General features: G+C 41.7%; 19 protein-coding genes, 1 tRNA gene and 2 pseudogenes. 9 read left to right on the top strand and 13 right to left on the bottom strand.

The window, feature by feature from the left end; all coding sequences use genetic code 11:
- Positions 1–1,191: 1,191 nt before the first annotated feature.
- The 7 genes from ACQFX9_RS29410 to ACQFX9_RS29380 form a co-directional block, all read right to left on the bottom strand.
- Positions 1,192–1,276, bottom strand: a tRNA-Ser gene (locus ACQFX9_RS29410).
- Positions 1,277–1,659: 383 nt separating this feature from the next.
- The gene (proB, locus tag ACQFX9_RS29405; RefSeq protein ID WP_427160030.1) at positions 1,660–2,769 is read right to left on the bottom strand and encodes a glutamate 5-kinase; all 1,110 of its coding nucleotides are present in this window, start codon (positions 2,767–2,769) and stop codon (positions 1,660–1,662) included.
- Between the two features lie 265 nt (positions 2,770–3,034).
- The gene (locus tag ACQFX9_RS29400) at positions 3,035–3,574 is read right to left on the bottom strand and encodes a YqeG family HAD IIIA-type phosphatase (RefSeq protein WP_103139856.1); all 540 of its coding nucleotides are present in this window, start codon (positions 3,572–3,574) and stop codon (positions 3,035–3,037) included.
- 205 nt (positions 3,575–3,779) lie between these two features.
- On the bottom strand, positions 3,780–4,352 hold the full coding sequence (locus ACQFX9_RS29395; protein ID WP_236143341.1) for a DUF3727 domain-containing protein: 573 nt from the start codon (positions 4,350–4,352) through the stop codon (positions 3,780–3,782).
- Between the two features lie 140 nt (positions 4,353–4,492).
- Positions 4,493–4,954: a Holliday junction resolvase RuvX gene (ruvX, locus tag ACQFX9_RS29390; RefSeq protein ID WP_103139858.1), complete on the bottom strand. Its 462-nt coding sequence runs from the start codon at positions 4,952–4,954 to the stop codon at positions 4,493–4,495.
- A gap of 349 nt (positions 4,955–5,303) precedes the next feature.
- Positions 5,304–6,560 carry an N-acetyltransferase family protein gene (locus ACQFX9_RS29385; RefSeq protein ID WP_427160029.1) on the bottom strand — a complete coding sequence of 419 codons (1,257 nt, stop codon included), beginning with the start codon at positions 6,558–6,560 and terminating at the stop codon, positions 5,304–5,306.
- A gap of 205 nt (positions 6,561–6,765) precedes the next feature.
- A complete protein-coding gene (locus tag ACQFX9_RS29380) occupies positions 6,766–6,966 on the bottom strand; it encodes a hypothetical protein (RefSeq protein ID WP_103140877.1) in 201 nt (66 codons plus the stop codon).
- 443 nt (positions 6,967–7,409) lie between these two features.
- Here ACQFX9_RS29380 and ACQFX9_RS29375 point away from each other — a divergent pair, with 443 nt between their 5' ends.
- Complete coding sequence (locus ACQFX9_RS29375; protein WP_427160028.1) at positions 7,410–8,018, top strand: DUF4360 domain-containing protein; 609 nt, start codon at positions 7,410–7,412, stop codon at positions 8,016–8,018.
- A gap of 19 nt (positions 8,019–8,037) precedes the next feature.
- Here ACQFX9_RS29375 and ACQFX9_RS29370 read toward each other — a convergent pair whose 3' ends face one another.
- Genes ACQFX9_RS29370 through ACQFX9_RS29360 form a run of 3 tightly spaced genes read right to left on the bottom strand, consistent with a single transcriptional unit; the run spans position 8,038 to position 9,050 of the window.
- The gene (locus ACQFX9_RS29370) at positions 8,038–8,244 is read right to left on the bottom strand and encodes a hypothetical protein (RefSeq protein ID WP_427160027.1); all 207 of its coding nucleotides are present in this window, start codon (positions 8,242–8,244) and stop codon (positions 8,038–8,040) included.
- A 33-nt stretch (positions 8,245–8,277) separates the two neighbouring features.
- Positions 8,278–8,799, bottom strand: a complete 522-nt coding sequence (locus ACQFX9_RS29365; protein ID WP_427160026.1) for a WD40 repeat domain-containing protein — start codon at positions 8,797–8,799, stop codon at positions 8,278–8,280.
- Positions 8,769–9,050 carry a hypothetical protein gene (locus ACQFX9_RS29360; protein ID WP_427160025.1) on the bottom strand — a complete coding sequence of 94 codons (282 nt, stop codon included), beginning with the start codon at positions 9,048–9,050 and terminating at the stop codon, positions 8,769–8,771. The genes ACQFX9_RS29365 and ACQFX9_RS29360 overlap by 31 nt, the downstream gene beginning before the upstream one ends.
- A gap of 11 nt (positions 9,051–9,061) precedes the next feature.
- On the opposite strand from ACQFX9_RS29360, the pseudogene ACQFX9_RS29355 reads away from it, so the two are divergent.
- Positions 9,062–10,120, top strand: a pseudogene (locus tag ACQFX9_RS29355) (transposase); the annotation flags it as partial.
- Positions 10,121–10,396: 276 nt separating this feature from the next.
- On the opposite strand, the gene ACQFX9_RS29350 reads toward ACQFX9_RS29355, so the two are convergent.
- Complete coding sequence (locus tag ACQFX9_RS29350) at positions 10,397–10,582, bottom strand: hypothetical protein (RefSeq protein ID WP_427160024.1); 186 nt, start codon at positions 10,580–10,582, stop codon at positions 10,397–10,399.
- Between the two features lie 29 nt (positions 10,583–10,611).
- Between ACQFX9_RS29350 and ACQFX9_RS29345 the strand changes: the two genes are divergently transcribed.
- From ACQFX9_RS29345 to ACQFX9_RS29335, 3 genes are all read left to right on the top strand, one after another.
- Positions 10,612–11,901, top strand: coding sequence for an APC family permease (locus ACQFX9_RS29345; protein ID WP_427160023.1), 1,290 nt, complete (start codon positions 10,612–10,614; stop codon positions 11,899–11,901).
- A 237-nt stretch (positions 11,902–12,138) separates the two neighbouring features.
- The gene (locus ACQFX9_RS29340; protein ID WP_427160022.1) at positions 12,139–13,485 is read left to right on the top strand and encodes a GTP-binding protein; all 1,347 of its coding nucleotides are present in this window, start codon (positions 12,139–12,141) and stop codon (positions 13,483–13,485) included.
- Between the two features lie 382 nt (positions 13,486–13,867).
- The gene (locus ACQFX9_RS29335; protein ID WP_427160021.1) at positions 13,868–14,134 is read left to right on the top strand and encodes a Calvin cycle protein CP12; all 267 of its coding nucleotides are present in this window, start codon (positions 13,868–13,870) and stop codon (positions 14,132–14,134) included.
- 115 nt (positions 14,135–14,249) lie between these two features.
- On the opposite strand, the gene ACQFX9_RS29330 is transcribed toward ACQFX9_RS29335, so the two are convergent.
- Entirely contained in the window at positions 14,250–15,065 is an 816-nt protein-coding gene (locus ACQFX9_RS29330) for a TlyA family RNA methyltransferase (protein ID WP_427160020.1), read from the bottom strand.
- Between the two features lie 109 nt (positions 15,066–15,174).
- On the opposite strand from ACQFX9_RS29330, the gene ACQFX9_RS29325 reads away from it, so the two are divergent.
- Complete coding sequence (locus ACQFX9_RS29325) at positions 15,175–15,435, top strand: DUF4160 domain-containing protein (protein WP_427160019.1); 261 nt, start codon at positions 15,175–15,177, stop codon at positions 15,433–15,435.
- Between the two features lie 3 nt (positions 15,436–15,438).
- On the top strand, positions 15,439–15,714 hold the full coding sequence (locus ACQFX9_RS29320) for a DUF2442 domain-containing protein (protein WP_427160018.1): 276 nt from the start codon (positions 15,439–15,441) through the stop codon (positions 15,712–15,714).
- Here the strand turns inward: ACQFX9_RS29320 and ACQFX9_RS29315 are convergent.
- Positions 15,710–15,895 (bottom strand): annotated as a pseudogene (locus ACQFX9_RS29315) (S4 domain-containing protein); the annotation flags it as partial. The gene ACQFX9_RS29320 and the pseudogene ACQFX9_RS29315 sit on opposite strands and share 5 nt — an antisense overlap.
- Before the next feature lie 148 nt (positions 15,896–16,043).
- Here ACQFX9_RS29315 and ACQFX9_RS29310 point away from each other — a divergent pair.
- Both ACQFX9_RS29310 and ACQFX9_RS29305 read left to right on the top strand, forming a co-directional pair.
- On the top strand, positions 16,044–16,259 hold the full coding sequence (locus ACQFX9_RS29310) for a hypothetical protein (RefSeq protein ID WP_427160017.1): 216 nt from the start codon (positions 16,044–16,046) through the stop codon (positions 16,257–16,259).
- A 2-nt stretch (positions 16,260–16,261) separates the two neighbouring features.
- Positions 16,262–16,666, top strand: a complete 405-nt coding sequence (locus tag ACQFX9_RS29305) for a type II toxin-antitoxin system VapC family toxin (RefSeq protein ID WP_427160016.1) — start codon at positions 16,262–16,264, stop codon at positions 16,664–16,666.
- Positions 16,667–16,738: the final 72 nt, after the last annotated feature.

The following is a 16,738-nucleotide window of genomic DNA, read 5'->3' as shown; positions in this document are numbered from 1 at the left end:
GCTGTGCTTAACAACGTAATAACACAATTTAATCTAAAACTTTTTAAATATCATCTTCCTGGAGTATGTGTATATCTATGAATTTCGTTTTATTGTTCTACTCTTCTTGTGAAATTGAGTATTAATTTATCAGACATAATTATCGAGTAAAGAGATATGATAAATAATACAAAAAAGTAAAAAGAGGCTTGAGGATTTTCTCAGCCTCTAGGTATACCAGGTGTTTACCATATATCCTTAATTTATGCCTGTTTGGATAATAATTCATCTCTCATTAAGATGTGTACAAAATTTAAAAAATTTGGTATGCCATCTTCAAATGCAATCCAATACAAGTATTCAATGAATTTTGCTAAATACCGTTTTGGAGATATTTTTAGCAGCTAAAAAACGCAAAATAATACCCTGGATGGCTTTCCAGGGTACACACACGTTTTTCAGGCATTAACAGATTAGATTATAGCGATCGCACAATTTTATTTCCCCCATCCCCAGAAATATTTAATATCTTCAGAGATTCGCGTATTTAAAATTTAAGACCGTTTAGGCAAAATTTTTTATGTCCTAATTTTCTGTTCTCTATTCAGCAAACAGTCATGGAGATAACACCCTCCATTTAACAAAATTCAAACCGGATTCCTATTTATTTGTTGATTAAAAATAAATTTATTAATTCTAGTTTTTAACAAAATAGGCTCGGAGAGTAGCCAAGCCCATTAATACCAAGAGTTTACCATATACTGTTTAATATATTGGTAGTCTTTCTTTAGTTCATCTATCTATGGATGTGGAAATATAACTTCAGATGTATCAAAAATACAGACGTGTAAAAGACATAAAAATGAGCAAATTATCGCTATAAATCAATCATCCTCAAGCAAAAATCAACTATCAATAAAAAAGGTTTAGCCAGTGCTAAACCTCCATAGAAAGCAGTTATTCGACACACCAGAATCAATTTAGAGCTACTCTTGTTTTCAGTCATCTCTCTGAGGGATGTGTTTAAATTTCCCATCATTTGATTAGAGGGGATAGGGAGAAGAGGGGACTAGGGGGTACAAACCAAACTTCTCGTAGAGACGCTGACGTGTAGCTTGCTTCTTCTGTGAGTGAAGTTACGCCGCTAACACTCCTTGTGGGTAGCTTTTATCCTTTGTCCCCTTACTTTTTCATCGAGTTGATTGTACTAAACGGAGAGGGGGGGATTCGAACCCCCGTTGAGTTTCCCCAAAACGCATTTCGAGTGCGTCACCATCAACCACTCGGACACCTCTCCAGATATAAACTCACGAGTTTGAGTTTTTTTGAGTATTGAAGTAACTCAAACTAGGCGAATTTAGGAAATTACTGAGAATAAGTTTCCTTACGCCATGATAGCATCTATCAACTTGTAGCGATCGCCTGTCCCAGTTGATCACACTAACTCAGTCAACGCTCACAGGAATATTTACATATAAATTTCACTGGATTGTAATATCTCTGTCAAATCCCTGTGTGATATTTAATGCAGGCTAAAAGATAAGCTTTTTACAAGGGTAGGGCTTCCTACCTTTTTTCAAAGCGAATATTTATATGGCTTAATAAAGTTGTAAAGCCTCATCAGTGGAAAATCATGCGGTTCAACTATCCTTGACCCCGAAATTTTCGGGGTTTTTCTTTTTAGGTGAGAACTAAGTTATCTCGATGAATTACAGTTTCTGCGCCGACGTGACCCAAAATCCTGGGAATATCCCTTGAGTGACAACCACGAATCTTTTCTAGGTCGGCGCTGTTGTAATTTACTAATCCCCTAGCAATCTCTTGACCGTTGCCGTCACATAATTGTACAGCGTCTTGGCTGTCAAATTCCCCTTCAACGGCTTTAATACCGGCGGGTAATAAGGATTTTCCAGCTTCTACAATAGCAGCGATCGCACCAGTATCTAAATATAATTTCCCTGTCGGCACTAGACCATAGGCGATCCAACGCTTCCGGGCTGAGGTGGGTTCTGGTTGGGGGAGAAAGTGTGTACCGATGGCTTCCCCTTGTAAAATTTTGGCGATATTGCGGGGAAATCTTCCCTGGGTAATCACAGTACGCACACCTGCGGCGATCGCAATTCTCGCGGCTGAGATTTTCGTCACCATTCCACCAGTACCCCATTGTGACCCTTGAGAGCCTGTTTGCACTTGTAATTCTGTCAATTCTTTCATGCTAGTTACCAAAGAAATTGGTTGAGCATCAGGTACAGAACGGGGATCAGCAGAATATAACTTATCAACATCGGTGAGTAAAAATAGCCAATCGGCTTCTACCAGACTGGCAACCAAGGCTGATAGGGTGTCATTGTCACCGAATTTCAATTCATCAACGGCGACTGTATCATTCTCATTCACGACTGGAATCACACCCAATTCCAGCAGTTCAGCAAAAGTATTGGAGACATTTAGGTAACGGCTACGCTGGACTAAATCGCTGCGTGTGAGCAATACTTGAGCAATTGGCTGTTGCAAAGTAGTAAATAAATCGTCATATACACGCATTAATCGCCCTTGACCAACAGCCGCTACAGCCTGCTTGAGGGCGATCGCTTTGGGTCTTTCGGTTAAACCCAAACGCGCACAACCCACTCCCACCGCGCCAGAAGATACTAAAATGACTCGATGACCCTGCTGTCGCAAATGCGTCAAGGTTTCTGCTAATGTGGCGATCGTAGAAAGTGCTAGTTGTCCAGTCTGGGGTTGAGTGAGGCTAGATGTACCGATTTTGACGACGATTGTTTTGGTCATTAGTCATTAGTCATTAGTCAACAGTTATTAGTTAACAGTCAACGGGGATCAAGTTTGGGAGTGTAAGTGAATTATTTTATTAAACTACAAAGCGTCAGTCCCTCTATATGTTGAGGCTGACGCTTTATGAGTTTATATAGGTTTGTTATGGGCTGGAGTCTCTTTTTTTGCTGACTCCGATGTTATTAATACTTATAATCTGCGATTTTTGTTCATTCCTCAATTTTTTTAATTATTTTTTTAGATTTAGTCTTTTAACCATTTATCAATCTTTATGAATTTTTGTATCATGAGTAATGATTGATGCTCCCAAGATTTCCGAAAGCCAAACTTCAAAGTTGCGAATGGGATGGGAACGCAAGACAGCATCAGGGTGAAGGATGGGTTCTACTAAAATTGTAAACATACCTAGACGATTTCCGGCTAGCACATCAGTGAACAAGCGATCGCCTACCATTCCTACCTGATGTACCGGTAAATCCATCGCCTGGAGTGCAGCACGAATTTTTTTGCGGGAAGGTTTGGCTGCTCCCAAGTAGTATGGCAAATTCAAAGAACGAGCAATGCTACCAATTCGGGCTTCGCTTAAATTATTGCTGACTAGCCACAATGCTGTATGGGTGCGGACTTGCTCTACCCAGGCTTTCAATTCTGGGGAAGCTGCTCCCACTGTAATCGGGACTAAAGTTTCATCCACATCCAACACTAGCCCTTTTAGCTCATAATGTTGAATAATCTCAGGGGTAAGACTCAATATCGAATCACCCAAAGCTAAATCAGGCTGTAAGAACTTGTTCCAGGTCACGTCGCTTCGCTCCGAATTCAAAATTCAAAATTCAAAATTGGTATAATACGATTCTCAGCCTAACTTAAACTTCTTTACATAACAAATAGCCCTGAGCCATGATAGGTGCTTGACTCTGGGACTAAAATTTTGATGATTAATTAAAAATTCCAGAATTTTAGATAAAAAATGCCAGATTTTGATTTTTAATTAAAAATTCTGCCTGTCATTCCACTTCATTAAACAGTTGGTCTTCTAAAAGTGGTTGTACTTCCCGAAACTCCTCTGGGGAAAGCAGTATGGGTTCGCCTGTTTTGGATAGTCTAGCGAAAAACAACAGTGGATCAAGCGGTGTATAGATGGCATACTCCTGCTCATGATGATAGAAAGTGGTGATTAACTGCAACTGCTCAGGTTCTAAATCTGCTTCTTCATCTTCAATTTCTAAAGTAAACAGGTCTGATTCTTCTACAGGAGGTAAATCACCAGCAACAGTTAAGGCATAAGCAGTATTTTTCAATACTAGGTTCTGTTCCGCTAAGACAGCTTGAGCAGTGCTGAAGATTTCGTCAATGATGTCATCATCTTCTACTAAAACTGCTTCCTCGTTGTCACCTTCACCTTCCCAGGCAAAAATTTCGATGGATGAATCGATAGGAAGCAACAAAACATATTCTTGTCCATCTGCTGAAAGCGAACGTTCTACGTAACACTCAAGGGTTCGCCCCTTATCATCAGTCAAAGTGATGGAACTTGTGGGAGCTTGATCGTTATTTTCAGGAAATGGAGAAGAAAACATAGCTAAGAAATAAAACTTTATAAGTACCAACAGTTGGAAAAATCGCTTTGCTGTTTTGTGACGGGTAATGTCAAGCAAATAGCTTTAGACTTGAATACCACTGCTGCGTAACAGATTTCAGAATATCATGTTCAAAGGTATCAATACTCTACGGCTATCTCGGAACTGTTAATTATAGCTCGTTTACTATCTAGCCACTGTTGTAAAATAATTGCTGCGGCTTTGCGATCAATTAAACTTTTGTGGCGCGAGGGCGAGCGATTTTCAGCAATCATGAGTTGTTCAGCTTGAAAGGAAGTTAATCGCTCATCAACGTACTCTAAAGGCAGTTGTAGAGCTTTAGAGAGCCTATTGGCAAATTTTTGTACCTGACGCGCCTGAAAGCCCAAAGAACCATCCATTGAATAGGGTAAACCCACAACTAGTATCTGCACTTGACGCTCATCGACTAAATTACGGATTTGTGACACATCTTGTTCAAAAGATGTCCTCTCCAGAGTAGTAAGTCCTGTAGCGATTAACCCTGTGCGATCGCACCCTGCAATCCCAATGCGTTTACGCCCTACATCTAATCCTAGTGCTGATATATGTTTTGTGGTCATTAGTCAATAGTCAATGGTCAACAGTCAATAGTCAATAGTCATTAGTCATTGGGAATGGGGCGTTGGGCATTGGGCATTGTATCTTTCTCCCCCTGCTCCCTGCCCCCTGCCCCCTGCCTCTGCTCCCCTGACAGGTGTAGGTATTTTACAAACGTGGCTGAAATGGGGTTTTTCCGTTAGTTGAAAACTCAAATTTTAGTCTTTGATTTTTTACCTAAGAACGAAATTTCGTTATTTGAACCACGTTTAGAACTCTGTCTGAGAGTGTCCACTCATACCCACATCAAAAACCTACACCTGTCAGCCTCTGCTCCCTGCCCCCCTGCCTCTACTCAAAAGTCAGCAATCCTTAATTCTCCTGCTGCTCTTCTGTCAACTCTTGATGACAAACTGAGTCGATGTGACAATTTTTACTGTTAAATGTGACTGATTCGGACTGGTGTTTGACGGGGATTTCTGGGGTTTGTTTTTGTCTGACTTCTGCCCAGGACATTCCGCCGGGTATGGGTTTACGGGCAGGTTGTAAGCCTTGTAGTACGTCAGTCCATTGAATCCCTTCTAAGGAGACAAATTTGGACTCCCGTAGTTTGTGCCATACGGAACGGGACATGATGAGGGTGTGTTCTATGCGTTTTGCGCCAATCCGTTCTAAGTATTCTTCCCTTTCTGGCTGGTAGTCAGAGGAAGCAAGTTTTAATCCTTGCTGGGGAAAATCTTGGGCAATACGAGCTAGCTGGGCTAATAACTCTGGATATAGCCAAGTATAGGCAGGGTGGACGGTCAGGGTGGCAACGTGGGGTGTGTCGCCTTTGCGCTCAAGTTGTACCTGAAAATAACCGATGGCGGCTTTGCGTTGGGGTTCAAAGACGTAGCCACTGACGACTTCGGTTTTTGTTACCCATTGTTTGACAGCATCAGCTAACGCGCCGAATAAACTGGTTTTAAAGTCGCGGTTGTTGCGATCGAATACTTGGCGCACTAAAGGGGGCATTGAGGCTGTATCTAGTTGATAGAGTAACTGAGCATCAGCATTACTCACAGGTAAAAGATTAGGCAAATCTGGTTCAGCTTGCGCTAATTCAGTCAGCAGTTCCGGCTCGATTTCCCAGTAAGTCATTTCAGCAAGACGCTGAAAGCCATTTTGACGATAAAGTGCCAATGCGTCTAAATCATTGACATTCACTTCTAATAACCAAGTCCGCGCTTCTAAAATCGACTCAAAACAATGGCGCAGGAGTTGGGAACCAATTACTTGTTTATCTGCACTCCTATCTAACATCACCCGATCAACGCGCCAAGTGGTGCGTGTGCGATTGAAAGGCGATACTTGAACCATCCCTAACAGTATTCGCCCTTGTTCGGCTACATAGGCACAGAAACGATGTTGTAGGGGGTTGGGGAACCAACTTAAAAACCTAAGTAAGCCATACCAGCGATGCAGCGATTGCATTTGCTGGTTAACAAGGTTAGCTCCTTCGGGAGACAAGGCGGCGAAAGATTCTTGAGATAAACGCTCAATTCCGTCCAGATCCCGGTATTGGACTGGCCGGATGACAACGCTGAGGTTTTGGGGAAGTAAGGAGTTCATTTTAATGTGGGCTGCCATGTAGCCTTAACTAACTGGGAAGAGGGGAACTGCTGCAATTATCTTAACGGCTTTCCGTGCTTTGCTGTTGCTCCCAAGGAGTGATTTCGGTCACTAAATAATCAAAAAATAAACAAGCAGACCGGTTGAGTTAACTTTTGAGTTGCACTCAACGTAATCTGCTTTCATTTTATTTGCTTTTTTTGTTAATTATATTTTTTCTAAACTACAAACCCTGACGAGAAACCAGCTTTTCAAAGGTGGCTTGGGTTTGATGTAGCAGTTGTTCTCGACTGTCTTCTTGTGTTGGTTTGAGGGTTGGAAGTAGATTGCGAGCTTGCAGAGTCATGTGCAACTGTAGATGGGCAACGTATTCACTGATATCTTCTTTTGTTAAAGACGCGCCTTGGGATAAATTTGACTCCATTGCCACTGTGTTCTCCTTATCTTAGCGTGCTGTTCTTTCACATCATAAGAAACTTATCATGTTGTTTTACTGAGCTTCTTAATTTGCAATGAAGTTTAATGGTTGTTTTTACGGTGGGCATGGGGCATGGGGTATGGCGCATGGGGCATGGGTTATGGAGTATTCTTACTGAAGTTTTGGTAAAGATGGATTTATATTGGAGGTTTTGCTGACAATCTAGGTGGGGTAAGGATTGTGAGTAATTTTTCACTGGTTGCAATACCTGAGACTGACTGTGTGAAACTACCTGGATTTAGTAAAGTTTCTTCTAAAAAAACGAAGTTTGTTGAATTGGGAAACAAATTTACACTCCTGGCTGTCATGGGAACTACGAAAATGAACGTACTCGGCTGAGTTCAAAATTTTCCAACAACATTGTTAAATATACCCATATAAGGTGAGTTATGAAGAGTCAAAACTTCAAGCAAACTTCTGTTAAGTTTGCTCAATCTTTCATGGCTGCGGCTACGTTGATGGCTGCTTCCGTTGGCCCTGCTTTGGCAAATGATCCTAGTGTGCAGATTCTAGGTGCAAATTACGGTGGTAATGGTTGTCCTGGGGGAACTGCTAGTGTGAGTGTGAGTCCTGATGGACAAGAGCTAACTATTCTATTTGATGAATTTATCGCTGATGCAAGTCAGCGTTCACAAAGACGCAAAAGCTGTAATCTGAGCATTCCCATTAAAGTTCCCCAAGGCTTCCAGGTTTCTTTTTATGATGCGGACTTTCGGGGTTATGTTGCTCCCAGCACAACTGCAAATTTGAGAGCAGAATACTTTTTTGCTGGTCAACGTGGGCCTGTGTTTTCTAAAACATTGAGAGGCGAAAACAACTATGATATCCGACATAAATTAGCAACTGTAGCTGATGTCTGGTCACGTTGTGGCGATAGTGTAAATATGCGGGTGAATGCGGCGATGACTGCTAGTGGTTCAGGAATAGCGACTGTTGACTCTTTTGACCTGGCACACCGTGGTTTGGTTTATCACGTTAAATATCGCGAGTGTCGCTAAGGTTGGAAGACATAGTAGTTCAGTAACTACTAGCACCTAAAGTGAGTAAGGCTGATTTTTGCGGTGCGGTTAAACCTGTGACTGCATAGATAGTTATCTGTTTGTAAGTCTGCTCGGCTTTAAATGTATTGATAAGCTGTTCTGTGTTTATATCCCAAATTGCGATCGCCGCATAGCCGTCGCCAACCGCCAGCATATTACCTTCTGAGTTGAAGGTGGCGCACATTACCCAAGTTTGATGTCCTTTGAGGGTGGTAAGTCACTTACCACTAGCTATGTCCCAGAGTTTGATGGTGTTGTCACTGCTGGTACTAGCCAATATCTTACCATCAGGGCTAAAGGCGATCGCCCAGAGCATATCTTGATGTTCTTGTAGTGTGTGGAGACATTCCCCTATTTGGATATCCCAGAGTTTAATGGTTTTTTCCACAGCACTACCAGTGGCAAAAGTCTGACCATCAGGACTAAAGGCTACCCACCACACCCAGTTATTGTGTCCGGTAATTGTGCGGTAACACTGTTTAGTGGTGATGTCCCAAATATTGACGCTGTTATCAAAGTTACCAAAAGCCAATTTGGTGCTGTCGGGACTAAATGCTACTGACATTCCTAAATGAACTGGGAAAGTGGTTAGCAGTTTCCCTGTGGCACCGATTTGCTTGAATAAATCACCATAATCTGCGTAACCTGTTTGATAACGCCCAGAATGGTCGCCACTAGCTAAGATAGATTCCACATTATCGAGGATGATTAAACAACGGTGCGATCGCAAATGTCCCATAGACTGAGAAACTCACTTCTTGCACCTAACGTAGATACCCGTAGAAAGCCAATAGACAGCACAAAACTATAACAAGATTCAAATAAGGATAGATAAGTAAATTTAGTTATAAATAGAACGTAAATGCCGTAATATTGCGTAGAAAGTAAGATTTCCGCGTCGGCGGTTACTTTTTCGCCGAAGACATGGATATGTTTGCCTTTGATACTTAAAACATGAGAGAAAAGGCGTGAAATACTTGAATTAAACAAAGCACTGATTAATGCTTGCCCACGCCCAAAAACTAGTTTATAGCCTGAAAGAACTGATGCCAACGCAGTACCAGAAAGATAATTTAGAAGCTATGCTGGCATTATTTTTAGAGGCACAAGGACACCCATTACCCGAACACAGTCAAACAAAATCTCCAAGTGCAATCAGCCGATTTCTCAATATCAATCCTTGGTCAACTAGGGAGATGATTCGTGTTGTTCGTTCCACCGCATTACAAACAGTACTCAAGGTTTTAGCATCATCTGCTAAAGGAAGAAAACCCTTTTTACAAGTAATAATTGACCTAACGACTTTAGAGAAACGAGGTAAATTTCAAGAGTTTAGTGATTTAATCAGAGTCTACAATGGTAAACGCGGTTTGCATCTGGTCGTGGTTTATTTGGTAATTGGAAGATGCCGTATCCCTTGGAATTTTAGGGTTTGGAGAGGTAAGGGAACGCCTTCCCCTGCAAAGCTAGGACTGAAACTCGTGAAACGTTTACCGCAATCTTTAACTCAACATTTCCAGACAATTATTTTAGCTGATACGGCCTTTGGCAGTATAGAATTTCTTGAGGGTGTACGTCGTCTGAAATATCATGCTATTACTGGTGTATCTATTAGCCGTAAATTAGCAGATGGTAGACTTTTAAGACGCTTACATCAGCAAGGGCAACAGGTTTATCTGTTTGGGTTAAGCTTTCCTGTTACTGTTTCTTGGTATTACTTAAAACGCGATAATGGCAAACTAGAAAAACGTTTTATTTTATCTACTCGCCCGATTAAAGCTTCTACTCTTAAATGGTGGGGTAAGCGTCGATGGCAGATTGAGGGATGGTTCAAAACCGCCAAGCACCGTTTTGGTTTACATCGCTTTGGGCAAGGAACTCTGCTGGGTATGTATCGTTGGCTTATCCTTTCTCTCACTGCTTATCTCATAGCCCATTGGAGTTATCTGCATACTCAGTCAGCATCACCACCTGATTGGGGTCAAGCTGCACAACTAGCTCTTGAATCTATTTTCCCTCAATTAGTAGTGTATCTTCTTTTACTTAACATTGAACGCCTCACTCCTCTTGCACGTAGTTGTGGTTTTGACATTCATATTTCCAGGTGCAAGATGTGAGAGAAATTAAATTCCCCACATTTGTCGATAAATGCACAGGTTGTCCACAGGCGAAAAATAGTAGTAAACTTCCCAGCACTTCACTTAATGAGGGACTATTGCGGAGACTGCGCCACAACACAAACTCAAACTCCGAAACTATAGTCATCCAAGACCAGGATATCTGCAATTACAGAAAGCTTTACGACACAACTACAGCTTCTTAATCTTCCTTCGCGCCTACCCTTCGGGAACGGCTTCGCCGAATGCGCCTTTGCGTGAGCCAATCATTAACCTATCCACAAAGTCAGGATCTATGAGGGCATTGGGCATCGGGAAAAATCTACCTTGTCTACCTTGTCTCGCAATTCCCCATGCCCCATGCCCTATTCCCCGTTCCCCATTCCCTATAGAATCTGCAATCATATCTTCAGATAAATAGGGAGAGATGCAAAATGTCTGTCACCAATTCACCACCCCAACTTCAGCGAGAGTTAGGGGTTTTCGGTGCGACACTCATGGGACTGGGTTCGATTGTTGGTACGGGTGTATTTGTCAGTATTGGTATTGCGGCGGGTATTGCAGGGCCTGCTGTGATTTTAGCCGTGGCTATTGGGGCTATCGTCGCTACTTGTAATGGACTTAATAGCGCGCAATTAGCAGCTAATCATCCCGTTAGTGGCGGTAGTTATGAATATGGTTATAAGTATCTCACTCCGGCTTTTGGTTTCACTGCTGGCTGGATGTTTCTAGTCGCTAAAACAGCTTCGGCGGCGACTGCGGCTTTGGGGTTTGCTGGTTACTTACTCAATCTTTTGGGAGTGAGTTCTAGTTGGGCTATTCCTATAGCTGTCTTAGCTGTGTTAATTATGACTGTGGTGGTTTTGAGTGGGATTAAACGCTCTAATCTTGTCAATATCCTGATAGTCTCGGCAACTCTGCTATCTTTGTTTGTCTTTATTGTGATTTGCTTACCTCGTGCTGCAACTCAAGGAGTTAATAACTTAACACCATTTTTCAGTAGTTCTTGGGGAGATATCCTGCACGCTAGTGCTTTGATGTTTGTAGCGTATACAGGTTATGGACGCATCGCAACTATGGGGGAAGAAGCGCGTTCTCCCAGGGAAACCATTCCCAAGGCAATGATTGTTTGTTTGCTGCTGACGATGTTGTTATATATATCAGTGGCGACGGTGGGAATTGGGGCTGTAGGTGTAGAAACTTTAGCTAATGCAGTGGGACAAAGCAAAGCTGCTCCGTTGGAAGTGGTAGCTAGGAGTGTCGGCGGTACAAGTGCGGCGATAGTGTTAGCCGTTGGTGCGATCGCTGCTATGTTGGGTGTATTGTTAAACTTGATTTTGGGCTTATCTCGCGTACTCTTGGCAATGGGTAGGCGTGGAGATGCACCCAGATTTCTAGCGCGTCTCAACCAACAACAAACAGCACCCTATGTAGCGGTGATAGTTGTAGGTATAGCGATCGCACTTTTAGTATTATTAGGCAATGTCAAAACCACATGGTCGTTTAGTGCCTTTAGTGTTTTGATTTACTACGCCATCACCAACTTTGCAGCTTTACGACTCCCCACTGCCGAACGTTTGTATCCAATGTGGATAGGTTGGGTAGGCTTATTATCTTGTTTATTCCTGGCTTTTTGGGTAGAGTCTAAAATCTGGCAAGTCGGTCTAGGCTTGATTTTAGCAGGGTTAGTTTGGCATCAAATTAGGCGATCGCTACATCAGTAAAATTAAATTTATCATTGTTGTCAAAAAATCCTGTTCATACGCTATTATATTTGAGGGGCGTAATGGTAACTTCTTCCCCATTCCCCATGCCCCATTCCCCATACCCGAAAAACTCCATCCTCCCCTGGGTGGAGTTTTTTAATGCAGTGAAATTTCTTCAGTCGGGTGAGTGCTAATTTTTGAAGCAAAATAGAAATACAGCCTGTGATTTCGCCAACTTAAATCAACTTAACGTCTGTGCGTAACTTGCAAGAAACTCACCTTAATCGCGCTCGTGCTAGTCTCAGACAAGCACTGTCTTGGTATGGATATCTTCGGAAACCAGGAAATTCCTCATTTCACCCAGAATTAGCAGCTTTAGTTAAACCAGAATTAGAAACTTTAACCTCTACACTCAACAAACTAGACTCTCATGTCATTAGAATAGCCGTTTTTGGTTTAGTGAGTCGTGGAAAATCGGCGGTATTAAATGCTTTGTTGGGCAGCAAAATTTTACAAACTGGCCCCCTTAATGGTGTGACACAATGGCCGCGTTCAGTACGTTGGCAACCAGGGGACAAAGTTATAGTAGAATTAATTGATACACCAGGACTAGATGAAATTCAGGGAGAGTCACGCGCCCAAATGGCTAAAGATGTGGTGCGTCAGGCTGATTTAACTTTGTTTGTGGTATCAGGGGATATTACCCGTACTGAATATCAAGCACTTTTAGAATTACGCCAAGCACAAAAACCCCTGATTTTAGTGTTTAATAAAATCGATTTATACCCAGACACAGACCGAGCCGCAATATATCAAAATTTACAACAACTAGGTGCAGCCAGTCCCCACACTCAGCCTTTATTACCTGACGAAATTGTCATGGTGGCGGCTGAACCTGCGCCAATGGAAGTCCGAGTAGAATGGCCTGATGGTACGGAGAGTTATGAATGGGAAACACCACCGCCACAGGTAGACGAACTTAAACAGACTATTTTAAATATTCTCAACCGTGAAGGCCGATCGCTGTTAGCTTTAAACGCCCTCATTCAAGCACGGGATGCAGAAGCGGCGATCGCCGAAAAAACTCTTGACATCCGCGAACAAGAGGCGGAAGATATCATCTGGCAATTTACTAAATATAAAGCCTTAGCCGTCGGGTTAAATCCTGTCGCTGTATTAGATATTCTCGGCGGAACGGTGGCTGATTTAGCCTTAATTCGCGCCTTAGCGAGATTGTACGGCTTACCCATGACTAGCTATGAAGCGGGGAAAATTTTCAAAACAATTTTATTAAGTTCTGGCGGTTTATTACTAGGAGAACTAGGAAGCGGTTTTCTCTTAGGATTAGGCAAAAGTACCGCCGCCTTAGCTAGTGGCGATAACCCCATTAATATTACCGCCTTTGCTGGCAGTGCGATCGCTCAAGCCGGAATCGCCGGTTATGGTGCATATTCTGTAGGGAAAGCCGCCCAAGTTTATCTCGAAAAAGGCTGCACCTGGGGACAATTGGGTGCTGACACCGTAATTCAAGAAATTCTTTCTCAAGTCGATAAAAATACAATTCTGTATCGTCTGCAACAAGAATTAAACATGAAATCTTGAGAATAAATGAAAAATCTCGACTAAATTGTTGCAGTTATTGATAGTTTGTCAACTTACATCAAATTTCTCTGAGAATTGTACACAAATCCGATTTTGAGTGCAACATAAAAGAAATAGCAATTATTAACTGATGTACTCTACAGGAATTCCCAAAAACACCAAGTCCCCCAAATTCAAAAATCAAGAAAAATTCGGAAACTCTTATGTAATAAGGCTTTCTTAATTTTGTAGGCGCAAGCCTTCCCGTAGGGTATTTTGAATTTTGAATTTTGAATTTCTTTATGACGGTGTTCACTACTACAACCTTTGGGAAGTTTATCTAGACTAAGAGTACAAGTTCCTCATCACATATTGATCTCAGTAGAAAGAGGCGATAAAGACCATGACAGCAACTTTTAACGTAGGGTCAAATTCCGTTAACTCCAACACCACCTTAGAGAAAGCTATTTTAACAGCGATCGCCGAAGCCCGCCTCACCTGTGAGCAGAACGGCGAAAACTCCCCTAATTGCGCTGTAGCCTGGGATATCGTCGAAGAATTACAAGCCGAAAAATCCCACCAAGAACAAGCCCAAAAATACAGAACCTCCCTAGATGACTACTGTGAAATGCACCCAGATGCTTTAGAGTGTTTGATTTACGATGTGTAGAGTGCTGAGTGAGGAGTGCTGAGTGCTGAGTGCTGAGTGGTAGGTGTCGAGTTGAGAAATAAATTCTACCTTGTCTACCTTGTCCCCAGTCCCCAGTCCCCAATCCCCAATCCCCTCACTGCAAATCAACAGCAGCCAATAGCGTCACTTGTTGAATTGCACTGAAATCCGGCGGTGGTGTTTCCTCTCCTTCTGTTCCCAACCACAAGAGATATTCAATATTTCCCGCCGGGCCTGTAATTGGCGACCAAGTTAAACCTTTGTATCGCCAACCCATTTCACTCGCGACTCGCAACACCTGAAAAATCGCATCAGCTTGGTCTTGGGGGTCGCGTACCACGCCTTTTTTACCCACACGAGATTTTCCCACCTCAAACTGAGGCTTGACCAACAAGACGGCTTCACGCGGGGGTTGAGTGAGTCGCCAAACAGCAGGTAAAATCTTAGTTAAGGAAATAAACGAAACATCCACCACCGCTAAATCAGGAATCGGGTCATCTTCACCATATAAATCCCCAGGTTGTAGTTGTCGTAAATTGGTACGTTCCCGCAACACCACCTGGGGATTATTGCGTAAACCCCAATCAGTTTGTCCGTAACCAACATCAATACCGTAAACTAATTTCGCCCCAGCTTGGAGTAAACAGTCAGTAAAACCGCCTGTAGAAATCCCCCCATCCAAGCACACCCTACCCGATACAGGAATGGCGAATAATTCTAAAGCTTTAGCGAGTTTATCACCACCACGAGAGACAAAACGCGATCGCTCCTTAATTCTAATTTGAGCAGCAACATCAACCTCTGTCCCAGGTTTATCAATTACCTGTTCATTCACCATCACTTCCCCCGCTTGAATTAGCCTTTGTGCTAAAGCGCGGGAATTGCATAAATTTAACTCTACTAATAATGTATCTAGTCGCTGCTTAACCAATTAACTTGATTCTCCTGTTGTTGAAAAATAAATTTTTTGAAATTTTTGTATAGCGATCACTTCTTTGGTATGTTAATAGTCGTGATCAGCTAGTCATAGAGGTGAACTAATGCCAGAAATTAGCCGTTTTCTTGGAATTATTATCACCATGTATTATAACGATCATCCACCGCCACATTTTCACGTCCGCTATAATCAACAAAAAGCAATTATTGATATCGAAACTTTATCGATACTAGAAGGTAAACTCTCTTCCAGAGTATTAGCACTGGTAATTGAATGGGCAAATTTACATAAAACAGAATTGATGAATAATTGGGAAAAAGCTAGAGTCAATGATCCTGTAGAGAAAATCGAACCACTGGAGTAAGTCATGCTCAAAGATATCATTGCAGTTGAAGCGAGAGAAGGTTATCAACTATACATCAAATTTGAAGACAACCAACAAGGCATTATTGATATTAGTAAGTTAATTTCCTTTACAGGGGTTTTTGCACCGCTACAAAATATTGACTATTTCAAACAAGTAAAAATCAACCCGGAATGGGGAACTATTTACTGGGAAAACGGCGCAGATTTTGACCCTGATGTACTTTATGCTGAAATTACTAGAGAAGAAATCAGTAATTATCAAATTGCCAAAACTTAGTTAAAATTTGCGATTGCTCCTTAATTCTAATTTGAGCAGCAGCATCAACTTCACATCCAGGCTTATCAATTACCTGGTCATTCACCATCACTTCCCCCGCCTGAATTAATCTCTGTGCTAAAGCACGGGAATTACATAAATTTAACTCTACTAGTAATGTATCTAGTCGCTGCTTAACCAATTAACTTAATGCTCCCATGATTGAAGGTAAATGCTCGATATTGTATTTTACGAATATTTATAGATGAAAGTAAAAACTAATATTCAGTGCGTGTAGAAACTACAATGGAATTAGCTAATAGGGAAACTGACACAGAAACTAGACAAGAATGCTTAAAACTATTGAAGGAATTTATAAAAACGGACAAATTGAACTGACTGAAATACCACAAGGTATTACTGAAAGTAAAGTCTTCGTGACTTTTTTAGAAACAAAACCGAATATTTGGCCGGAAAATATCATACAACATCAAGGCATAGCAGAAAGTATCGTTTTTGAGTCCTACCGAGATGAACTGCTTCCAACTGATGAAATAGAGTTTTAACTATGGGTTATTTACTTGATACTTGCGTAATTAGTGATTTTGTCAAGGGAGAGGAAATGACTCTCAAAAAACTCAAGTCTAGCAATCCCAAAGATATTTTTATTTCGTCTTTAACGGTGATGGAAGTAAAGTATGGACTAGCAATCAATCCCCAACGCGCCATCAAAATTCAATCATTAATTGAAACATTATTAACTACAGTGACAATTATTCCTTTTGGTTTAACTGAAGCTGAACAAGCCGCCCAAATTAGAAGCAACCTCAAAAAATTAGGTACTCCTATCGGTGCTTATGATGTATTGATTGCTGCAACCGCAATAACTCACAACCACATTCTTGTCACATCAAACATTCGAGAGTTTCAACGAATAGCCAGTTTACAAATTGAAAATTGGCGTTCTGCGTAAGGAATATCTAATATTTGTACTCAATTATTCCTAATTTTTCATCAGAATTAAAAAAGGAATCCCCAGGGTGTG

The organism is Aliinostoc sp. HNIBRCY26, from assembly GCF_050235535.1.
Classification (GTDB): domain Bacteria; phylum Cyanobacteriota; class Cyanobacteriia; order Cyanobacteriales; family Nostocaceae; genus Trichormus.
This window is presented reverse-complemented; position numbering and strand designations above follow the sequence as displayed.

What these genes read in the sequence shown, in the direction of transcription:
- proB (WP_427160030.1), bottom strand. Translation starts at nt 2,769, where the DNA reads ATGACCAAAACAATCGTCGTCAAAATCGGTACATCTAGCCTCACTCAA.
- ACQFX9_RS29395 (WP_236143341.1), bottom strand. Translation starts at nt 4,352, where the DNA reads ATGTTTTCTTCTCCATTTCCTGAAAATAACGATCAAGCTCCCACAAGT.
- ruvX (WP_103139858.1), bottom strand. Translation starts at nt 4,954, where the DNA reads ATGACCACAAAACATATATCAGCACTAGGATTAGATGTAGGGCGTAAA.
- ACQFX9_RS29385 (WP_427160029.1), bottom strand. Translation starts at nt 6,560, where the DNA reads ATGGCAGCCCACATTAAAATGAACTCCTTACTTCCCCAAAACCTCAGC.
- ACQFX9_RS29380 (WP_103140877.1), bottom strand. Translation starts at nt 6,966, where the DNA reads ATGGAGTCAAATTTATCCCAAGGCGCGTCTTTAACAAAAGAAGATATC.
- ACQFX9_RS29375 (WP_427160028.1), top strand. Translation starts at nt 7,410, where the DNA reads ATGAAGAGTCAAAACTTCAAGCAAACTTCTGTTAAGTTTGCTCAATCT.
- ACQFX9_RS29370 (WP_427160027.1), bottom strand. Translation starts at nt 8,244, where the DNA reads ATGTGCGCCACCTTCAACTCAGAAGGTAATATGCTGGCGGTTGGCGAC.
- ACQFX9_RS29365 (WP_427160026.1), bottom strand. Translation starts at nt 8,799, where the DNA reads ATGGGACATTTGCGATCGCACCGTTGTTTAATCATCCTCGATAATGTG.
- ACQFX9_RS29350 (WP_427160024.1), bottom strand. Translation starts at nt 10,582, where the DNA reads ATGATTGCAGATTCTATAGGGAATGGGGAACGGGGAATAGGGCATGGG.
- ACQFX9_RS29345 (WP_427160023.1), top strand. Translation starts at nt 10,612, where the DNA reads ATGTCTGTCACCAATTCACCACCCCAACTTCAGCGAGAGTTAGGGGTT.
- ACQFX9_RS29335 (WP_427160021.1), top strand. Translation starts at nt 13,868, where the DNA reads ATGACAGCAACTTTTAACGTAGGGTCAAATTCCGTTAACTCCAACACC.
- ACQFX9_RS29325 (WP_427160019.1), top strand. Translation starts at nt 15,175, where the DNA reads ATGCCAGAAATTAGCCGTTTTCTTGGAATTATTATCACCATGTATTAT.
- ACQFX9_RS29320 (WP_427160018.1), top strand. Translation starts at nt 15,439, where the DNA reads ATGCTCAAAGATATCATTGCAGTTGAAGCGAGAGAAGGTTATCAACTA.
- ACQFX9_RS29310 (WP_427160017.1), top strand. Translation starts at nt 16,044, where the DNA reads ATGCTTAAAACTATTGAAGGAATTTATAAAAACGGACAAATTGAACTG.
- ACQFX9_RS29305 (WP_427160016.1), top strand. Translation starts at nt 16,262, where the DNA reads ATGGGTTATTTACTTGATACTTGCGTAATTAGTGATTTTGTCAAGGGA.